Origin of the sequence: Yokenella regensburgei, from assembly GCF_051486985.1 — a bacterium.
Lineage (GTDB): Bacteria > Pseudomonadota > Gammaproteobacteria > Enterobacterales > Enterobacteriaceae > CBFFRJ01.
The window spans coordinates 1-19,024 of record NZ_JAHVDV010000019.1 but is presented as its reverse complement, the minus strand read 5'-3'; the positions used below and the strand labels follow the sequence as shown (position 1 = coordinate 19,024).

The following is a 19,024-nucleotide window of genomic DNA, read 5'->3' as shown; positions in this document are numbered from 1 at the left end:
CCGCCCCGGCGGTTTTTTTATGGTCCATCCTCTTTCTCCAGGGGCGAGGCGTGATGAGAGGATCGGACCGCACCGGTCCGATCCCGTTTTATCAGGCGAAGATAGTCATCAGATAGGCTGCAAACAGCGCCAGATGTGCAGCGCCGTTCAGAACATTTGTCTTCCCCGTAGAGAAAGAGATCTGGCACAGCACCAGTGACGCCAGCATTACTACCAGCTCCGGTTTGCCTAAACCGAACATCAGGTCATTACCTGTCAGCCAGGCAATCAACGTCACTACCGGCACCGTCAGTGAGATGGTCGCCAGCACTGAACCGAAGAAGAGGTTCATGGCACGCTGCACCTGATTATTGAGCACCGCTTTAAGGGCACCCAGCCCCTCCGGCGAGAGAATCAGCAGGGCCACCAGGAAACCGGTGAACGCCACCGGAGCATTCATCTCCGTCAGGAGGTACTCCAGCGGGTTAGCATTCATTTTTGTGACGGCGATAACCGCAATCAGGTGTACCACCAGCCACGCCGTGTGCCACATGCTGCTATGGGCCGAGGGTTTGCCATGATGAGGATCGTCGCCGTCATCTTCGTGTTCGTAGACAAACAAGCTCTGATGGGTTTTCGTCTGAATGAGCAAAAACACGCCGTACATCGCCGCTGAAATCAGGGCAACCAACAGCGACTGACCGGTAGAAAAATTGCCACCCGGAAGCGCGACAGGGAAGACCAGCACAATGACTGCCAGGGGAAAGAGCGCGATTAAATACTGCTTTATGCCAAACAGATTAACGTACTGTGTGGCGAATTTTCGGCCACCCAACAACAGAGAAAAGCCCACCAGCCCGCCGGTAACAATCATAATAATGGAGTAGAGCGTATCCCGCATCAGGGTGGGGGCCGCGTCGCCGGTCGCCATTAACGCGGAGATCAGACTTACTTCAAGGATGACCACCGAAAGACTCAGAATCAACGAGCCAAAGGGCTCGCCAAGACGGTGTGCCAATACATCAGCATGACGTACCACGCTAAAAGCACTGGCTAAAATTCCAACCAGCGCCAGAACATTTATCCCGATAACCACTGACAGTGACTGGCTGTTACCCCAGAAAACCAGTACGGCCAGCGCCAGCGCCGGAAAAATCAGGCTGGACTCCTTATGGCGGGTCTTAACCGCCTCATGTGCTGTTGTCATTCTTATCTCCACTGAGAGCAGGTAGTTGTAATTATAGAAAGGAAAAGCGGGGCTAAAATAACAGACATCAAACGATATGAAGGGAATTTTTACTTTTATTTACTGGATGAGATGATTCTTATGTGAGAATTCTATTAATGCGTATTATTGGAAAAATTAACTTAATTTACATGAAGATATATTTTAATCGTGACAATAATCGCCGGTAATGTGGAAATGCGCTGGATTGGCGTCCAGACTTACCCTAAACGTCAATAAGGAGCAAACCATGCCATATAAAAAGAGAACCGATCTTCCTGATAACGTACTGCACGTGCTTCCGGCCCACGCTCAGGATATTTATAAAGAAGCCTTTAACAGCGCCTGGGAACAGTATAAAGACGAGGAGGATCGGCGTGGTGACGCCTCGCGCGAAGAGACGGCGCACCGTGTCGCCTGGGCTGCGGTAAAAAATGATTACGAGAAGGGTGACGACGACAAGTGGCATAAAAAGAAATAATTGTCTGAATATACTCATCCTTTTTTCGTACCGCCTGGAATAACGCACCGGCTGAGCGGTACCAGGCCATACGTGAGCTTGAAAACGGCCTGTGAATTGCATATCGTCACTGAAAAGCGCCATGAAGGCAGCAGTATAGTCGTCGCAAGGAAGCCTGCAGTGGCGGAGGTTGAAAGTGATTACTCGTGATTTTTTAATGAAGGCAGACTGTAAAACGGCATTCGGGGAAATTGAAGCCTCGCTGCTGTGGTCTGCGGAACAGCGCGCGGCGTCGCTGGCAGCAACCCTCGCATGCCGACCTGATGACGGACCAGTCTGGATTTTCGGCTACGGTTCGTTGATGTGGAATCCTGCTCTGGAATATGTTGAATCCTGTACCGGAACGCTTGTTGGCTGGCACCGGGCTTTTTGTCTGCGTCTGACCGCCGGTCGCGGCACGGCGTGCAACCCTGGGCGGATGCTTGCACTGAAAGAGGGCGGTCGCACCACCGGCGTGGCCTACCGCCTTCAGGAGAGCGCTCTTGATGAAGAGCTGATGCTGCTCTGGAAACGCGAGATGATCACCGGCTGTTATCTGCCCTGCTGGCACAAACTCACTCTGGATGATGGACGTACCGTCAATGCGCTGGTGTTTATCATGGACCCGCGCCATCCGCTTTATGAGTCAGATACCCGTGCCCAGGTCATCGCGCCGCTGATTGCCACCGCTACAGGTCCGTTAGGCACCAATGCCCAGTACCTTTTTTCGCTTGAGCAGGCGCTCATTAAGCTGGGTATGCAGGATGATTGTCTGAATGAACTCGCAGGAAGGGTACGTGTTCTGCTGGAAGGAAAAAAACCAGGCCCGGAACTGCAGCCTGGTTTTGCCTGAAACCGCAATCAGGCAGGAACGTAGCTGATTGAGTGCTCCAGCGTCTGGCTGTGGCTGTCGATCAGCACATTCCAGATACCACTGTAAGGTACGGCCAGATATGCGCTGGCGCGATTCTGGACGCTCAGTACATCCCGTTGAGCGGCGGACGCTTGACTCTTCTCGCTCATCAGATGGATATGACAATTCTCAGAACAGCGTACGACTACCGTATCCCCACCAAATAACTTCAAACTTGCCTTTACCAACGCCATTTTTTAACCCCGTCATTATCAACAACGCACTCCCTGCGGGAAGCTCCCGTGCGTGATGCAGTTCACAAATCACTCATGGCATAACACCAAACGCGAGCGAAGCGGATGCTGATTTTGATCAACTAATGGCGTAACGATTAAACAAAAATGACAATATTCGGTGGGGAAATAGGTCGGCGCAGTAAAGCGTGGCAAAACGGCGCCGACAAAAGATTAAATGCGGAAATGCCCTGCGGTTTCAGCAAGCTCGCCCGCCTGGGTCTGCAATGCCCCTGCGGCGGCGGCAGACTGAATCACCAGTTCGGCGTTTTGCTGCACCATGCGATCGAGGTCGATGACCGCATGATTAATTTCCTGCACGCCTTTCATCTGTTCGTTGGTCGCCACCGTAATCTCACGCATGATAACCGACACGCTGTCGATACTGGAGACTATCTCACCCATGCTCTCTCCTGCCAGACGCACGTAACGCGAGCCGGTTGCCACGCTTTGTGTGGTGGAGTCGATCAGCGTTTTAATCTCCTTCGCCGCCTGCGCGCTGCGGCTTGCCAGGTTGCGTACTTCGCCTGCGACAACGGCGAACCCGCGACCCTGTTCACCTGCCCGCGCGGCCTCCACGGCGGCGTTCAGCGCAAGGATGTTAGTCTGGAAGGCAATACCGTCAATCACGCTGGTAATGTCACCAATCCTTGCGGAGGCGACCTCAATGGATTGCATGGTGTTGATGGCCTGGGAAACAACCTGTCCACCACGCGAGGCGGCCTCAGAAGCAGTATGCGCCTGCGTGTTGGCCTGTGCCGCTGAGTCGGTAGACTGCGCAACGGAGGCGGTAATCTGCTCGACGGCACTGGCGGTTTCCCGCAGGCTTGAGGCAGCCTGTTCGGTACGCCCGGAGAGATCGCGGTTTCCAGCGGCAATCTCCTGTGCCGCCTGCTGAACCGAGGTGCTGGAATCGCGCAGTTTAACCATGACGACCGACAGCTTGTCGCTGAAAGCATTAAAGGCGTGCGCGATTTGCGCCACCTCGTCGTTACCCTGTTCCGGCAGGCGTTGAGAGAGATCATCCGTCCCGCTACTGATTGCATTCATCGCATCGCGGATGGTGAGCAACCGTTGCAGCATAGTGGCGACAATCCAGTGCATAAGCGCACCGGCAAGCAGCACCAGCACAACCAGCGAAATGGCAGAGGCTTTAAGTTGCGCGCGCAGGCCGGTGGTGGAGTCGGCACTGTCCAGCGCAACCAGCAGTTGCCAGTGGGTGCCTTTCACGTTACTGGCAAGAAACTCTTTGTCCTCACCCGCGAGCGTACCGTGAACCGATTCACCCGACAGCAACGCCGCTAACGGCACGCCATCGATGGCCTCGGTGAAGGGTTTGAGCGTCAGTTTTGGGTCACTGGCGGCAATGATGGTGCCGTCACTGTCGAGCAGCAGACCGCTGCTGTTCGGTGTAGGGCTGACTCCACGCACGTTAGCAACCACGCTGTCCATCGACACATCCCCCGACACCACGGCTTTCAGTGTGCCATTTTCTTTAACCGGTACGGAGAAGGTGACCACCAGCTTGCCGCTGCCCGCATCCACGTAAGGTGCAGTGACGACAGGGGCGTCAGCGCTGACGGCCTGCTGATACCAGGGGCGAATGGTCGGATCATAATCTGCCGGTACGCCGTCCGGGTTGGAGAACTTTGCCGTTTTCGTCGCATAGCCAACGTAAACGTTAATGAACCCGCCCGCCTGTGCCACCTGAGTAAAGACCGGAACAGGGTCATCAGTCAGCGCGACCTTTTGCAATGAGTTGATAGCAGTCATCTTGCTGTTGACCCAATCGGCGATGGCAAGACCATGACTGCTACTGGTGCTGGCGAGAATGTTTTGCTGCGCCTCCTGATTATGTTGGCGGGTTACCTGATAGTTAATGATGGTGTTAAGAAGCAGCGCAATGGCGAGACAGCCCGCCGTCGCTGTAATGATACGAGCACGAATGGATCTGAACATAGTTATAGTACCTGCTGTGTTGTCTGTAATGCCTATCGGCAACGCAGCAGGCAAACTTGATGCCATGCAGGCACCCATAAGAAAAAAGTATTAAAGAAGCGTAATTATCAGAAGGTTAATACTTTGTCGGCGTCGAGTGTCCACTGTGCCAGCTCCACCAGCGTACCAATCTCTACTCCCTCTACCAACGGCAGGGCGGTGATGCCGCGCCCGTCAGTACAGGTTTTACAGAGTTTCACCGCCACCCCCTGCGCCGTCAGGATCTCCAGCATTTGCTGAATATTGTAGCCTTCGGCCGGTTTTTGCCCGCGTAAACCGGCTGTCACCGCGTCAGACATCAGAAACAGACGCAGTTGCAGGCTGCTCTCTTGTTCGCGCAGGGCTATCGCCAGACGCAGGCTGTTGAACAAAGACTCACTACCGTAGGCGGCGCCGTTGGCGACAATCACAATCTTTTGCATCTTCACTCCTTCGGAGGGCATGGTTATTGCAACTCACCGGTAAGAGAGGTAACCGGAGAGTCAGCATGAATGAACGGACCGACGCTACAGCCTGGTTTCGCTACGCGCGTCACATCCAGAAAAATCAGCTTCGTCAGCTTGCCCAGTTAGGGGTGCTGGCCGGGAAAATCAGTCATCTGACCCACATGCTGCAATGCGAGCGGGGGGCGTCAAATATCTGGCTCTGTTCCCGGGGGCGGCTTTACGGGCTTGAGTGCCGGGCCAGCAGTGCCCTGGCAGACGAGCAGATAGCGGTGCTGATGCCGGTGCTTGACGGGCTTAAGCCCTTAACCAGCAGTGCATTATGCCACCGAATCGCCGCCGCTGTTGCGGGACTTGAACAACTTCCGCTGCTCAGAAAACAAATAAAAGAGGGCGAGATTGATGCTGAACTGGCGATGGCCCAGTTCAGTCGCATTCTCAGCCAGTTGCTGAGTATTATTCCCCGGCTTAATGACAGTATTGACGATCCGGCGATAGCCGCCCGACTGGTAGCGCTTTACAGCTTTATGCAGGGTAAAGAGCTGGTCGGCCAGGAGCGGGCACTCGGGGCGTTGGGTTTCACCCACGGGCAGTTCAGTAGCGGGCAGAGACAGGCGCTGGTTGACAGGATTGACGGGCAGCAGTCGTGCTTTGATACCTTTCTTTCCCTCACCGATCCCGGCATCGCGGCGTTGTTCAGTGAAACCTGCGGCGCAGGGCTTGAGACTGAACAGATGCGCCGCCTTGCCTGCACCCGAATGCCGCCCCAGGATAAAGGTGACAACGCACTCCGCTGGTTCTCCCTGCAAACACAACGACTCGAACAGCTGCGCACGCTTGAAGAGACGCTGATTACAGCACTTAACCGGGAAACCGAACGCCTGCTCAGTGAGGATGACGACCTCATCGCCCGGCATACGCAGCAGTTCGCTCCTGAGGTCGCCCTCCTCTGGCAGGATAAAACTCTGTTGCCGCTGGTACGCCAGCAGGCGCAGGAAATCGAACAGCTCAGTCAGCAACTGGCCTCGCTGAAAGATACTCTCGAAGAGCGGCGGATCATCGATAAAGCCAAAAGCGTGTTAATGAATCACCAGCAACTGAGTGAAGAACAGGCCTGGCAGTGCCTGCGAAAAATGGCGATGGACAAAAATCAACGCATGGTAGATATCGCCCGCGCTCTGCTCACGGTGCGCTCACTATGGGAGCTAACCCCTAAGGAGTAGATGCACGATCGGTGGGCACGGGTTGCACAACGAGTGTGCGAAATAACAGCGTATACGCGGCCAGGCGGCAAAACAGGCCAAAAAATCCTGGCACAACCATTGCATCATTGAGGTTGAGATTCAGACAACAGAAACGGTAACCAATGGCGGTTAACCCGTTTCACGGATAAAGGCGTCCTGTGGTGCTAAGCACCATCGGGCGCTTTTTTTTTGCTTCGGGAGTGCGTATGGGTGATTCAGTCGTTTCTTTAACGCGACGGCGTTTTCTTAAGGCAGGTGTCGCGCTTGGTGGTGCCATGCTGCTGCCGGGGGTGATGCACACCGCCTGGGCTGCCGGTTCAGACAAACCGGAACAGGCTACGGTGCGGGTCGGGTTTATTCCGCTCACCGACTGTGCGCCGCTGGTTATCGCGGCGTTGAAAGGCTTCGATAAAAAATACGGCATTACGCTTGTTCCCACGAAAGAGGCCAGTTGGGCTGCCGTTCGCGACAAACTGGTATCCGGCGAACTGGATGCGGCCCACATGCTCTATGGATTGCTTTATGGCCTGGAGCTGGGCATTGCCGGTAAACCCCAGGCGATGGCCAACCTGATGACGCTGAACCAGAACGGGCAGGGGATCACCCTCTCCGCTGATTTACAGGAGAAGGGAGTAACCGGCCTTGAGCAGCTGAAAAACCTGATCGGGCAAAGCGAAGCGGGCAGCTATACCTTCGCCCATACCTTCCCGACCGGCACCCATGCCATGTGGCTCTACTACTGGCTGGCGAGCGGCGGCATCAACCCCTTCACTGACATTCGTACCGTCGTTGTACCGCCGCCACAAATGGTGATGAACATGCGTATCGGCAACATGGTCGGTTTTTGTGTGGGCGAGCCCTGGAATGCCCGCGCTATTAATGATCGCATCGGTTTTACCGCCGCCACCAGCCAGTCCATCTGGCCGGATCACCCGGAAAAGATCCTCGGTACCCGCAGCGCCTGGGTTGCGCAAAACCCCAACACCGCCCGCGCGCTGGTGTGTGCGGTGATGGAGGCGGCGCGCTGGATAGATGCCTCATCTGATAACCGGCGCGAAACCGCCCGCATCCTTGCGCGTCGTGCCTGGCTTAACACCAAAGAGCAGTACCTGACCGGGCGGATGCTGGGGGAGTACGACAATGGCGCGGGGCAGCGCTGGCAGGATGCCCATGCCATCCGTTTCTTCAATGAAGGGCAGGTGAGCTACCCCTGGCTTTCCGACGGGATGTGGTTCCTCACCCAGTTTCGACGCTGGGGGCTTCTGAAATCGGCGCCGGACTACCTGGCGATTGCCAGTCGCATTAACCGCACTGATGTCTGGAAAGAGGCGGCGACCGCCCTCGGCGGGATAGACATACCGACCCGCAGCCTGCGAACCAGCACGCTGATGGACGGCACGCGCTGGACCGGCGATGCGCCGGAACAGTACGCAACATCTTTTGCTATTCAACGTACAGGGGTCTGAGATGAAACACGCACATAAACTTCAGCGCGTCGAACCGACGTCCACCACCGCCGGGGTCTTTGTTATCCCTGCCGTGCAGGTGCGCCGCAACGCACCCTCCTGGTCGCGTAAAACGCGCGCCATCGCGGAACGTATCTTTCCTGGCCTGTTGGGGCTGGGGCTGCTGCTGGTGGCCTGGCAACTGGCCGCTATCAACAGTAAAGGCTTCCCGACACCGCTCAGTACCCTGGATTCAGCCATCACCCTGTTCGCCGATCCCTTCTACCGTGACGGGCCGAACGATATGGGCATTGGCTGGAACGTACTCGCCTCGCTGCAACGTGTAGGTATCGGTTTTGGCCTGGCCGCGCTGGTGGGTATTCCACTGGGCTTTTTGATTGGCCGCTTTCTCTTTTGTGCCCGCATGTTTAACCCGTTGATTGCGCTACTGCGCCCGGTCAGCCCGCTGGCCTGGCTACCGATTGGCCTGCTGCTGTTCCAGAAAGCGGAACCGGCCTCAAGCTGGACCATCTTTATCTGCTCCATCTGGCCGATGGTCATTAACACCGCCGAAGGGGTGCGACGTATCCCGGAGGACTACCTGAACGTAGCCCGCGTACTGCAACTTTCTGAATGGACCGTGATGCGCCGCATCCTCTTTCCGGCGGTGTTGCCTGCGGTACTGACCGGCGTGCGTCTGTCGATTGGCATTGCCTGGCTGGTCATTGTGGCCGCTGAGATGCTCACCGGCGGGCTGGGCATCGGTTTCTGGATCTGGAACGAATGGAACAACCTCAATGTAGAAAACATTCTGATCGCCATCGTCATTATCGGCGTGGTTGGCCTGCTGCTGGAGCAGGGGCTGATGCTGGTGGCGCGTCGCTTTAGCTGGCAGGAGAAATAATCATGAGCATAAAACCCTTAATTCAGGTCCAGGCCGTCAGTCAGCGTTTCTCCACTGCCGATGGTGACTTTGTGGCGCTGCACAACGTCTCTTTTGACATCCAGGAAGGGGAGACCCTGAGCCTGATTGGTCACTCTGGCTGCGGTAAATCTACCTTACTCAACCTCATCGCTGGGATCACGCTCCCCACCGAGGGCGGGCTGCTGTGTGATAACCGGGAAATAGCCGGGCCGGGGCCGGAGCGTGCGGTGGTATTCCAGAATCACTCTCTGCTGCCCTGGCTCACCTGCTTCGACAACGTTGCCCTGGCGGTAGACCAGGTATTTCGCCGCACCATGAGTAAAGCCGAGCGCCGGGAGTGGATTGAACACAATCTGGCGTGCGTACAGATGGCCCACGCTCTGCACAAGCGTCCCGGCGAGATTTCCGGTGGGATGAAACAGCGCATAGGTATAGCCCGTGCGCTGGCGATGAAACCCAAAGTATTGCTGATGGATGAGCCCTTTGGCGCGCTGGATGCGCTGACCCGCGCGCATCTGCAGGACACAGTGATGCACATTCAGCAGTCGCTCAACACCACCATTGTGCTGATAACCCACGACGTGGACGAAGCTGTTCTGCTCTCTGACCGGGTGCTGATGATGACCAACGGCCCGGCGGCGACGGTGGGCGATATTGTCAGGGTTAATCTGCCACGGCCCCGCAACCGGGTCCAGCTGGCGGATGACAGCCGTTACCACCACCTGCGCCAGCAGATCCTGCAGTTCCTCTATGAAAAACAGCCGAAAGCGGCATGAGGCGCAGCGATGACGACGCGACTGATCATTATCGGCAACGGCATGGCGGCCACCCGGCTGGTGGAAAAACTCACGGCAGCCGGCAACGGTCGCTTCGCCATCACCCTCATCGGCGATGAACCCGCACCCGCCTATAACCGTATCCAGCTCTCCCCGGTACTGAGCGGTGAAAAAGCCTTCGCTGACACCGTTCTGCATGATGAACGCTGGTACAGCACGCGCAATATCACCGTGTTACGCGGCGAACGGGCAGGCGAGGTGGATCTCATAAAGCGTCAGGTTCGCACCGACAGGCGGCTGCTGAAATGGGATGAACTGGTTTTCGCCACCGGTTCCGTGCCCTTCGTGCCGCCGTTAGCGGGGCATGATTTACCGCATGTACGTCCCTTTCGCACGCTCGATGATGTGACCGCGATTCTGGCAGGGCACGGACCTGTCGTGGTGCTGGGTGGCGGAGTATTAGGGGTGGAGGCCGCCGCGGCACTGCGCCACAGAGGTGACAACGTCACTCTGGTCAGCCGCGCAGACTGGTTGATGGAACAGCAGCTTGATGAACAGGCCGCGAGCGTACTGGCCGGACTGCTCACCCGCCGGGGCATCGTCTGCGAGTTTTCCACCGGCATAAGCGAAATCACTGCCACCCATGTCGCGCTTACCAGCGGCCGGGTGATCCCGACGACACGTGTGGTGATGGCAACCGGCGTGCGCCCGGCCATCTCTCTCGCCCGGGCGAGCGGTATTCCCTGTTCGCAGGGCATTATGGTTGACGGACAGATGCGCACCGCCATCCAGGGCGTGAGCGCCATAGGCGAGTGTTGCGAAATCAACGGTCAGCTCCGGGGGCTGGTGGCGCCCTGTCTCTCTCAGGCCGAGGTACTGGCGGCGAGACTGCTGGGCGAAGCCCAGGCGGATTTCACCTGGCAGGACAGGGGCACGCGTCTCAAAGTCACCGGCATCGATCTCTTTAGTGCCGGGCGAGTGCAGGCAGAGCCGCAGGATGAGGTCTGGACCACCTTTGACCCCCTTTGCGGCCATTATCGTCGCCTGCTGGTGCGTAACGGACGACTGGACGGGGTGCTGCTGCTGGGCGACTGCAGCAGTGCCGCCGCACTTACCGAACGACTCAATTCGCCAGACGCGCCGCTGGCGGGCTGGCTTTTCGACAACTTTTCAGCGCAGCCGCCGGTTGCAGGAATTCCAATGATGACAAAACCAACACTGGTTGTGGTCGGGCATGGCATGGTCGGCCACCATTTTCTTGAGCAGTGCGTCAGCCGTGATCTGCATCATAGGTATCACATCGTGGTATTTGGGGCTGAACAGTACGCCGCCTATGACCGTGTTCACCTCTCGGAGTATTTTGCCGGGCGCAGTGCGCACTCTCTGTCGATGGTGCAGGACAATTTCTTTGTCGAACATGATATTGAGCTGCGCCTGGCGCACCAGGTGGTGGAGATCGATCGCGACCTGCAGGTGGTACGCGATGCCGAAGGCCACGAAACGCACTGGGACAAACTGGTGCTCGCGACCGGCTCGTATCCCTTTGTACCTCCCGTTGCGGGCCACGACAGCGAAGGCTGTTTTGTCTACCGTACTCTGGACGATCTGGACAAGATTGCCGCGCATGCGCAGCAGGCCACACGGGGTGTGGTGATAGGGGGCGGTCTGCTCGGACTGGAGGCGGCAAACGCGTTAAAACAGCTGGGCCTCGACACCCACGTGGTGGAGTTTGCTCCGGCGCTGATGGCGGTACAACTGGATGAACAGGGCGGTGCCATGCTCCGCCAGAAAATCAGCGCCCTGGGTGTAAAGGTGCACACCAGCAAATCAACACGTGACATTGTCACGCATTCTGGCGGGCTAACCCTCAACTTTGCCGACGGTGAAAGCCTGACCACCGATATGGTTGTCTTCTCCGCGGGCATCCGTCCTCAGGACGCGCTGGCCCGAGATAGCGGGCTGCAAACTGGCGAGCGTGGGGGAATAGAGATTGACGCAGAGTGTCGCACGTCCGATGCGCGGATTTTTGCCATCGGGGAGTGCGCGGTGTGGCAGGGTAAAGTCTTTGGTCTGGTCGCCCCCGGTTATCAGATGGCTCGTGTGGTGGCAGGGTGTCTTAATGGCGAGGCGGCGCAATTTTGTGGCGCGGATATGAGTACCAAACTGAAGCTGCTTGGGGTGGACGTGGCCTCCTTTGGCGATGCGCACGGGCGCACTCCAGGCTCCCTCAGCTATCAGTGGACCGACGGACCTGCGCAAATCTACAAGAAAATCGTCGTCAGTGAGGACGGCAAACGGCTGATCGGCGGCGTGCTGGTGGGTGATGCCAGCGAATACGCCACCCTGCTGCAAATGATGCTTAATGAGATGGATCTGCCTGAACGACCCGAAAGCCTGATTTTGCCCGCACTGGCGGGCAGTGCACCGAAAGCGTTGGGGGTTGCGGCATTGCCCCTGAGTGCGCAGCTCTGCTCCTGCCATAACGTGACCAAAGCGGATATCTGTGCTGCGGTGAGCAACGGGGCAACGGATATGGGTGCGATTAAAAACTGCACAAAAGCGGCGACAGGCTGTGGCGGATGTAGCGCGCTGGTAAAACAGGTGATGGAGTACCAACTGGTGCAGCAGGGTGTGGAGGTTAAAAATGAGATCTGCGAGCATTTCCCCTGGTCACGCCAGGCGTTGCATCATCTGATACGGGTCAACCACATTCGTACCTTTTCCCAGCTCATTCATCGCTACGGCAGCGGTCACGGCTGCGAAGCCTGTAAGCCGCTGGTGGGCTCCATTCTTGCCTCCTGCTGGAATGAATATCTGCTCAAACCTGCCCATCTGCCGCTTCAGGACACGAACGACCGCTATTTTGCCAATATCCAGAAAGACGGCACTTACTCCATCGTGCCGCGCATGCCTGCCGGGGAGGTAACCCCGGATGGACTGATTGCAATTGGCCAGATAGCAAAACGCTATCAGCTTTACAGCAAAGTCACCGGCGGGCAGCGCATTGATCTGTTTGGCGCGCGACTTGAGGAACTGCCAGCTATCTGGTCGGAACTGGTGGCTGCCGGGTTTGAGACCGGTCATGCCTACGGCAAATCACTCCGTACCGTGAAATCCTGTGTGGGCTCTACCTGGTGTCGCTACGGCGTGCAGGATTCTACTGGCCTTGCCGTGACCCTTGAGCATCGTTACAAAGGGCTGCGTGCGCCGCATAAAATAAAAATGGCGGTCTCCGGTTGTACGCGGGAGTGCGCCGAGGCGCAGAGCAAAGATGTGGGGGTAATTGCCACCGATAAGGGCTGGAATCTTTATGTGTGCGGCAACGGGGGGATGAAGCCACGCCACGCGGATCTGTTCGCCAGTGACCTGGATGAGGCGACGCTTATCCGCACTGTCGATCGTTTTCTGATGTTTTACATCCGCACCGCCGACCGTCTGCAACGCACCAGTACCTGGCTTGATAACCTTGAAGGGGGCATTGACTACCTGCGTGAGGTGATCCTGAACGACAGTTTACAGATAGGCAGTGAACTGGAAGAGGAGATGGCGCGGGTGGTGGAAAGCTACCAGTGCGAATGGCAGACCACGCTGAATGACCCGGATCGTGTTGCCCTTTTCCGCTCCTATGTGAACAGCGATATCCCTGATGAAGCCGTCCACCGCGAAACCGTGCGTGGGCAACCGCAGCGCGCGCCCGCACCCGCCTGGCAGGAGGGCACCGTCACGACGCGCCCGTGGCAGGCTATCTGCTCCCTCCACGAGATCCCCGAACAGGCCGGTATCGGAGCCCGTCTGGGTGAACGGCAAATTGCCTTGTTCCGTTTTGGTGACGCGGTGTTTGCGCTGGATAACCGCGAACCGGGCAGCCAGGCCTGGGTGCTCTCCCGCGGTCTGCTTGGGGACAGCAATGGCGAGCCGATGGTCATCTCCCCCCTCTACAAAAAACGTATACGCCTGCGTGACGGGTGCAGCGTTGACGACGGCGAGCCCGCCGTGCGCGCGTGGCCGGTAAAAGTTGAGGGCGGTAAAGTTTGGGTAGGAAATCAGGCGTTGCTGATGCGTGCGGAGGCCTCATGACAGAAACCCTAACCACATGTCCTTACTGTGGCGTGGGCTGCGGTGTAGTGGCTGAGGTCAGCGAAGCCGGCGTGCGTATCAAAGGCGATCCTGTCCACCCGGCCAACGCCGGACGGTTGTGCGTTAAAGGATCGGCGCTGGGTGAGACCACCACCACGCGCGACAGGCTACTGTGGCCGATGCTCGATAACCAGCGAGTCAGCTGGGAAGAGGCACTGGCGGCGGCGGGCGATCGGCTGAGGGCGATTATCACGGAATATGGCCCGCAGGCGGTGGCATTTTATGCCTCAGGTCAGCTGCTGACCGAAGACTATTACGCGGCTAATAAGTTGATGAAAGGGTTTATTGGCGCGGCCAATATCGACACCAACTCGCGACTGTGTATGTCCTCCGCCGTCACGGGCTACAAGCGGGCATTTGGTGAGGATGTGGTGCCATGCAGTTATGACGATATAGACACGTCAGATTTGCTGATTCTGGTGGGGTCGAATGCAGCCTGGACCCACCCGGTGCTTTATCAACGCATTGTGCAGGCCAGGCGGGATAACCCGGCGATGAGAGTGGTGGTGATTGATCCTCGCGTTACTGCCACCTGCGACATTGCCGACCTGCATCTGGCTCTGGCACCGGGCAGCGATGCGGGACTCTTTGTCGGGTTGCTCAATGCCATCGCGACGGCCGGTGCGCTGGCAGCTGATTTTGATGATGCCGGTGACGCGCTAGCAATTGCCGCCGAGTGGACGACGGCAAAAGTGGCGGCGTTCTGTGACTTGCCGCCTGCGGCCGTCAGCACCTTTTTCGATCTTTTCCTGACGGCGCCGCGTGCAGTCACGCTCTACACCATGGGCATAAATCAGTCCGCCAGCGGCAGCGATAAGTGTAACGCCATCATCAATGTGCACCTCGCCAGCGGCAAGTTTGCACGGCCTGGTTGCGGCCCGTTTTCCCTCACCGGTCAACCCAATGCGATGGGGGGACGTGAAGTCGGCGGGCTGGCGAACCAACTGGCGGCGCACATGAATTTTGAACCCGCTGACCTGGCACGACTGGCCCGCTTCTGGGGCACCGAACGGCTGGCGCAGACGCCGGGGCTGATGGCGGTGGATCTGTTTGATGCTATCGGGCGCGGTGAGGTGAAAGCCGTCTGGATCATGGGGACAAACCCGGCCGTCTCATTGCCGGACAGCCACGCGGTGTGCACCGCGCTGGCAAAATGTCCGCTCGTCATGGTTTCGGAAGTGGCGGCAGATACGGACACCAGCCGCTATGCCCATATCCGTTTCCCGGCGCTGGCATGGGGTGAAAAAGAGGGGACCGTCACCAATTCAGAACGGCGAATCTCTCGGCAGCGGGCGTTTTTGCCCCCGCCGGGTGAGGCAAAAGCCGACTGGTGGATAATTTCCCGTGTGGCGGCAGCGCTCGGGCACCGCGAGGCATTCGGCTGGCAGCACCCCCACGAGCTCTTTTCTGAACACGCGGCGCTCTCAGGTTATGAAAATAACGGCACTCGTGCTTTTGACATCAGCGCACTGGCTGCGCTCACGCGTGATGAGTGGGATGCCCTTGAACCCGTCCGGTGGCCGATGACGCCCCTGCCTCTGGAGAGAGGCTGGCGCCCGTCGGGCAGACTGCGGATGGTGCCGGTGCGCCCTGTCGCGACCCGGGCGCAGGTGAGCGCGGGTTATCCGCTGTTGCTCAACACCGGGCGCATCCGCGACCAGTGGCATACCATGACCCGCACCGGTAACGTCGAAAAGCTGATGCAGCATATTTGCGAACCTTTCGTTGAGATTGCCCCTGAAGATGCGCAACGTTATGCGATCCCGCATGGGGCGCTGGTGCGCATCAGCTCGCCACGTGGCGTGATGGTCGCCCGGGCAAAGGTCGACAGCGGTCAGCGGACAGGGGGACTTTTTTCTCCGATGCACTGGAACCAGTGCTTTGCCCGGCAGGGAAAGGTTAACGTGCTGGTCGACCCTGTATGTTGCCCGCACTCCGGGCAACCTGAAAGTAAACAAACGGCGGTGCGCCTGGCCTGCTGGCAGCCTGCATGGCAGGGGGAACTCTACAGCCGCGAGGCTCTGCAACGCTCCCCCGTCTTTCACTGGACGCGTAAAGTCGCTGGGACATTAACCCACCTTACCCTTGCCGGGGATGGCGATATTGCGCCCTGGCTGGTGGAGGTTTGTCGGGAGCGTGGCTGGCAGATGCAGCAGTTACGCGCCGGGGCACGGTTTACGCTGCTGGCCTGGCAGGGGGAGACATTAATGCTGGGTTTCTGGGGCAGCGCGCAGTTGCCCGCCGTTTCACACCAGACTATCGTGGCGGCATTTGCCACTGCGCCCGCCACGGCGCGCCATCGCCATGCGCTACTGGCAGGGAGTGGCACAACGGAGATACCGGCAGCAGGGCGCATTATTTGCAGTTGCTTCAGCGTGGGTGAAAACGCTGTTCGCAAGGCCATCAGTGAGGGATGTAGCAGCACCGCAGCGCTGGGGCAACGACTGCGCTGCGGTACAAACTGTGGTTCCTGTCTGCCTGAGCTTAAAGGATTACTGGCCGAAGCGACCAATTAATCCCGCTGCGGCGAGGGTGTGGCCCTTCAGACGTTCGAACAGTTGCTCCCGGGTTAACCCTTCGGGTAAATCCGGGGCAAGGCTTGTGGCAATAAGGGTGAAGGTATAGTGGTGCGCGCCGCTACCCGGCGGGGGGCAGGGGCCGTGCCAGCGGAAGTTGCCAGGTGTGTTTTTACCGCCGGTAAAGCCTTTTCCGTCCCGCAGATCGTTTTCCGCGAAGCCCGTGGTGGCCTGAGGAATATTGTAAGCCACCAGATGCGTCACCCCGAGCCCGGTTGCCCCCTCCGGATCGTGGACCACCAGCGCAAAGCTTTTGGCTTCGGGTGGGGGACTGTTCCAGACCAGCGCCGGGGAGATATTTTCACCCGTACAGTTAGGGTTGTTTTTCGCGTTGCCGGCAAATTTTTTCTCCATTAACGCGTTATCGCCAAAGGCGGGAGATTGTAGCTGGAAAGTCGTATTGGCGCAGGCAGCGGCACCATACGCCATGATGGCACTGCATAACGCCCATTTCAGTGTCTGCTTCATCCCACATCCTCACTGGTTTTGATGCATTAACTGTAGTCCCAACGAGGCGGGAGGTTTAAGGATTTTCCTGAAATTTACTCACGGGCTGAAATTGTCGCCATAAAACGTTACCCTGTGAACTGGCATTCAGTGGCGACGCCCGGAGCGATTGTTCATTACAGTGATACGTTGGTTGTCCTCATTATTTATTCTTCTCTCTCTTGTCCTGCCGCTGGCAGGCCATGCTGCTGGCGATGCGCAGAGCTATATGCAGAAAGCGCAAAATCCCTTTGATAACGATGGCGATAACCTGCCAGATTTAGGCATGGCCCCACAAACGCAGGCGGCGGAAAAGCACCTTGCAGAGATGGTGAAAGCCTTTGGCGAAGCGAGCATGACCGATAACGGGCTGACGACCGGCGAGCAGGCGCGGTTGTTTGCGCTCGGTCAGGCGCGGGATGTGCTCAGCGATGAAGTGAACCAACAGGTGGAAACGCTGTTATCTCCCTGGGGTAAAGCGACCGTTGATTTCAAAGTGGATGATGACGGCGGCTTCACCGGCAGCCACGGCGACTGGTTTGTTCCGCTGCAGGATACTAACCGCTACCTGAGCTGGAGCCAGCTTGGGCTGACGCAACAGGACGCCGGGCTGGTAGGGAACATCGGCGTGGGCCAGCGCTGGAACGCGGGCAACTGGCGCATTGGTTACAGCACCTTTTATGACAATCTGATAGATGACAATAGTGCCCGCACCGGGTTAGGCGCAGAAGTCTGGGGCGAGTCGCTGCAGTTTTCTGCTAACTATTATGAACCGCTGAGTAGCTGGGATTATCGTACCGCAACGCAGCAACAGCGCATGGCTAGAGGCTATGATATTACCGCGCAGGCCAGCCTGCCGTTCTGGCAAAAAATCAACACCAGCCTGAGTGTCGAGCAGTATTTCGGCGACAATGTTGATCTTTTTGATACCGGCACGGGCTACCATAACCCGGTGGCGGTCAAAGTGGGGGTGAGTTACACCCCGGTGCCGCTGGTGACGGTTACCGCGCACCATAAGCAGGGTGAAAGCGGCGTCAGTCAGAACGATCTTGGGCTGAAGCTTAATTACCAGTTTGGCGTGCCGCTGTGGAAGCAGCTTTCGGTAAACGAACTGACCGAAAGCGGCTCGCTGCGGGGCAGTCGTTATGACAATCCGGTTCGCAATACCGCGCCAGTGTTTGAGTATCGCCAGCGCAAAACGCTCTCCGTCTACCTCGCTACCCCGCCGTGGGACCTGCAACCGGGCGAAACCGTTGCGCTCAAACTGCAGATTAACAGTACCCACGGCGTGCGCGAACTGAACTGGCAGGGCGACACGCAGGCCTTAAGCCTGACGCCGCCGGTTAACCCCAGCAGCGATGAGGGATGGACCATCATTATGCCTCGCTGGGATAACAGTGAAGGGGCGCAGAATCAGTGGCGCTTATCGGTGATTGCAGAAGATGAGAAGGGTCAGCGAGTGGCTTCCAATGAGATAGTCCTGAGGTTAACCGCACCCATCACCGCACCGCCTGATATCACGCCATCCGCGTTTTCACCGTGGTAATAGCGGGGAGGGCAGTTCGCTTTCCCCTCTCCCTTTGAACATGCAAGGGGGGCGCTTTTATCCCTCGCCCCACCGGGGAGAGGGTCGGGGTGAGGGGAAACGGGTGGCTCTGAGGTGTGTTACGTTCACTTCCAGACCTGCTGAATCTGCCAGGGGGCACGCGTTTCCCCCTCGCCCCTCCGGGGAGAGGGTCGGGGTGAGGGGGATGGGCGGGTCTGAGGGGTGTTACGTTCACTGCCATTCCTGCTGAACCTGCAAAGGGGCACGGTTTTCTCCCTCGCCCCACCGGGGAGAGGGCCGGGGTGAGGGGGATGGGCGGGTCTGAGGAGTGTTACGTTCACCTCCAGACCTGCTGAACCTGCCAGGGGGCACGGTTTTCTCCCTCGCCCCACCGGGGAGAGGGCCGGGGTGAGGGGGATGGGCGGCGCTGAGGTATGTTACGTTCACCTCCAGACCTGCAGAACATGCCGAAACAGTCACCCGTGAACGTGCAAAGGGGGCCACCGCGGCCCCCTTTGCAATCCCCGCGGCCCCGCACCGAAACCGGTGCTGCGCACTGCGCTCACCTCCCGGCCCTCAGCCTGCGGCCGGTTTGACTC

The 19,024-nt window shown here is 58.0% G+C and carries 14 protein-coding genes; 9 read left to right on the top strand and 5 right to left on the bottom strand.

All coding sequences use genetic code 11. The features are described 5' to 3' along the window. Positions 1–91: 91 nt before the first annotated feature. Positions 92–1,186: a sodium-potassium/proton antiporter ChaA gene (gene chaA, locus KXR87_RS14075; RefSeq protein WP_437432863.1), complete on the bottom strand. Its 1,095-nt coding sequence runs from the start codon at positions 1,184–1,186 to the stop codon at positions 92–94. Positions 1,187–1,454: 268 nt separating this feature from the next. On the opposite strand from chaA, the gene chaB reads away from it, so the two are divergent. Further along, entirely contained in the window at positions 1,455–1,685 is a 231-nt protein-coding gene (gene chaB / locus KXR87_RS14070) for a putative cation transport regulator ChaB (RefSeq protein ID WP_437432862.1), read from the top strand. 175 nt (positions 1,686–1,860) lie between these two features. Continuing rightward, complete coding sequence (locus tag KXR87_RS14065) at positions 1,861–2,556, top strand: gamma-glutamylcyclotransferase (RefSeq protein WP_437432861.1); 696 nt, start codon at positions 1,861–1,863, stop codon at positions 2,554–2,556. Positions 2,557–2,564: 8 nt separating this feature from the next. Here the strand turns inward: KXR87_RS14065 and KXR87_RS14060 are convergent, their stop codons facing one another. From KXR87_RS14060 to KXR87_RS14050, 3 genes are all read right to left on the bottom strand, one after another. Then, on the bottom strand, positions 2,565–2,810 hold the full coding sequence (locus KXR87_RS14060) for a DUF1883 domain-containing protein (protein WP_437432860.1): 246 nt from the start codon (positions 2,808–2,810) through the stop codon (positions 2,565–2,567). A 213-nt stretch (positions 2,811–3,023) separates the two neighbouring features. Continuing rightward, positions 3,024–4,808, bottom strand: coding sequence for a methyl-accepting chemotaxis protein (locus KXR87_RS14055; protein WP_437432859.1), 1,785 nt, complete (start codon positions 4,806–4,808; stop codon positions 3,024–3,026). A gap of 107 nt (positions 4,809–4,915) precedes the next feature. Then, positions 4,916–5,269: a DsrE/DsrF/TusD sulfur relay family protein gene (locus KXR87_RS14050; RefSeq protein WP_437432858.1), complete on the bottom strand. Its 354-nt coding sequence runs from the start codon at positions 5,267–5,269 to the stop codon at positions 4,916–4,918. Between the two features lie 65 nt (positions 5,270–5,334). On the opposite strand from KXR87_RS14050, the gene nasR reads away from it, so the two are divergent. From nasR to KXR87_RS14020, 6 genes are all read left to right on the top strand, one after another. After that, positions 5,335–6,513 (top strand): nitrate regulatory protein NasR, encoded by a 1,179-nt coding sequence (gene nasR, locus KXR87_RS14045; protein WP_437432857.1) that lies wholly within the window; start codon positions 5,335–5,337, stop codon positions 6,511–6,513. Between the two features lie 227 nt (positions 6,514–6,740). Further along, a complete protein-coding gene (locus tag KXR87_RS14040; protein WP_437432856.1) occupies positions 6,741–8,000 on the top strand; it encodes a CmpA/NrtA family ABC transporter substrate-binding protein in 1,260 nt (419 codons plus the stop codon). Position 8,001: 1 nt separating this feature from the next. Further along, entirely contained in the window at positions 8,002–8,883 is an 882-nt protein-coding gene (gene ntrB, locus KXR87_RS14035) for a nitrate ABC transporter permease (RefSeq protein ID WP_437432855.1), read from the top strand. Positions 8,884–8,891: 8 nt separating this feature from the next. Continuing rightward, entirely contained in the window at positions 8,892–9,680 is a 789-nt protein-coding gene (locus KXR87_RS14030; RefSeq protein ID WP_437432941.1) for an ABC transporter ATP-binding protein, read from the top strand. Between the two features lie 9 nt (positions 9,681–9,689). Beyond that, entirely contained in the window at positions 9,690–13,757 is a 4,068-nt protein-coding gene (nirB, locus tag KXR87_RS14025; RefSeq protein ID WP_437432854.1) for a nitrite reductase large subunit NirB, read from the top strand. Then, positions 13,754–16,333: a nitrate reductase gene (locus KXR87_RS14020; RefSeq protein ID WP_437432853.1), complete on the top strand. Its 2,580-nt coding sequence runs from the start codon at positions 13,754–13,756 to the stop codon at positions 16,331–16,333. The genes nirB and KXR87_RS14020 overlap by 4 nt, the downstream gene beginning before the upstream one ends. Here the strand turns inward: KXR87_RS14020 and KXR87_RS14015 are convergent. Continuing rightward, a complete protein-coding gene (locus tag KXR87_RS14015) occupies positions 16,310–16,861 on the bottom strand; it encodes a YbhB/YbcL family Raf kinase inhibitor-like protein (protein WP_437432852.1) in 552 nt (183 codons plus the stop codon). The genes KXR87_RS14020 and KXR87_RS14015 overlap by 24 nt on opposite strands. A 154-nt stretch (positions 16,862–17,015) precedes the next feature. On the opposite strand from KXR87_RS14015, the gene KXR87_RS14010 reads away from it, so the two are divergent. Beyond that, complete coding sequence (locus KXR87_RS14010) at positions 17,016–18,425, top strand: YchO/YchP family invasin (RefSeq protein WP_437432940.1); 1,410 nt, start codon at positions 17,016–17,018, stop codon at positions 18,423–18,425. Positions 18,426–19,024 lie beyond the last annotated feature (599 nt).

What these genes read in the sequence shown, in the direction of transcription:
- nasR (WP_437432857.1), top strand. Translation starts at nt 5,335, where the DNA reads ATGAATGAACGGACCGACGCTACAGCCTGGTTTCGCTACGCGCGTCAC.
- KXR87_RS14050 (WP_437432858.1), bottom strand. Translation starts at nt 5,269, where the DNA reads ATGCAAAAGATTGTGATTGTCGCCAACGGCGCCGCCTACGGTAGTGAG.
- KXR87_RS14020 (WP_437432853.1), top strand. Translation starts at nt 13,754, where the DNA reads ATGACAGAAACCCTAACCACATGTCCTTACTGTGGCGTGGGCTGCGGT.
- KXR87_RS14060 (WP_437432860.1), bottom strand. Translation starts at nt 2,810, where the DNA reads ATGGCGTTGGTAAAGGCAAGTTTGAAGTTATTTGGTGGGGATACGGTA.
- nirB (WP_437432854.1), top strand. Translation starts at nt 9,690, where the DNA reads ATGACGACGCGACTGATCATTATCGGCAACGGCATGGCGGCCACCCGG.
- KXR87_RS14015 (WP_437432852.1), bottom strand. Translation starts at nt 16,861, where the DNA reads ATGAAGCAGACACTGAAATGGGCGTTATGCAGTGCCATCATGGCGTAT.
- chaA (WP_437432863.1), bottom strand. Translation starts at nt 1,186, where the DNA reads ATGACAACAGCACATGAGGCGGTTAAGACCCGCCATAAGGAGTCCAGC.
- ntrB (WP_437432855.1), top strand. Translation starts at nt 8,002, where the DNA reads ATGAAACACGCACATAAACTTCAGCGCGTCGAACCGACGTCCACCACC.
- KXR87_RS14040 (WP_437432856.1), top strand. Translation starts at nt 6,741, where the DNA reads ATGGGTGATTCAGTCGTTTCTTTAACGCGACGGCGTTTTCTTAAGGCA.
- KXR87_RS14055 (WP_437432859.1), bottom strand. Translation starts at nt 4,808, where the DNA reads ATGTTCAGATCCATTCGTGCTCGTATCATTACAGCGACGGCGGGCTGT.
- chaB (WP_437432862.1), top strand. Translation starts at nt 1,455, where the DNA reads ATGCCATATAAAAAGAGAACCGATCTTCCTGATAACGTACTGCACGTG.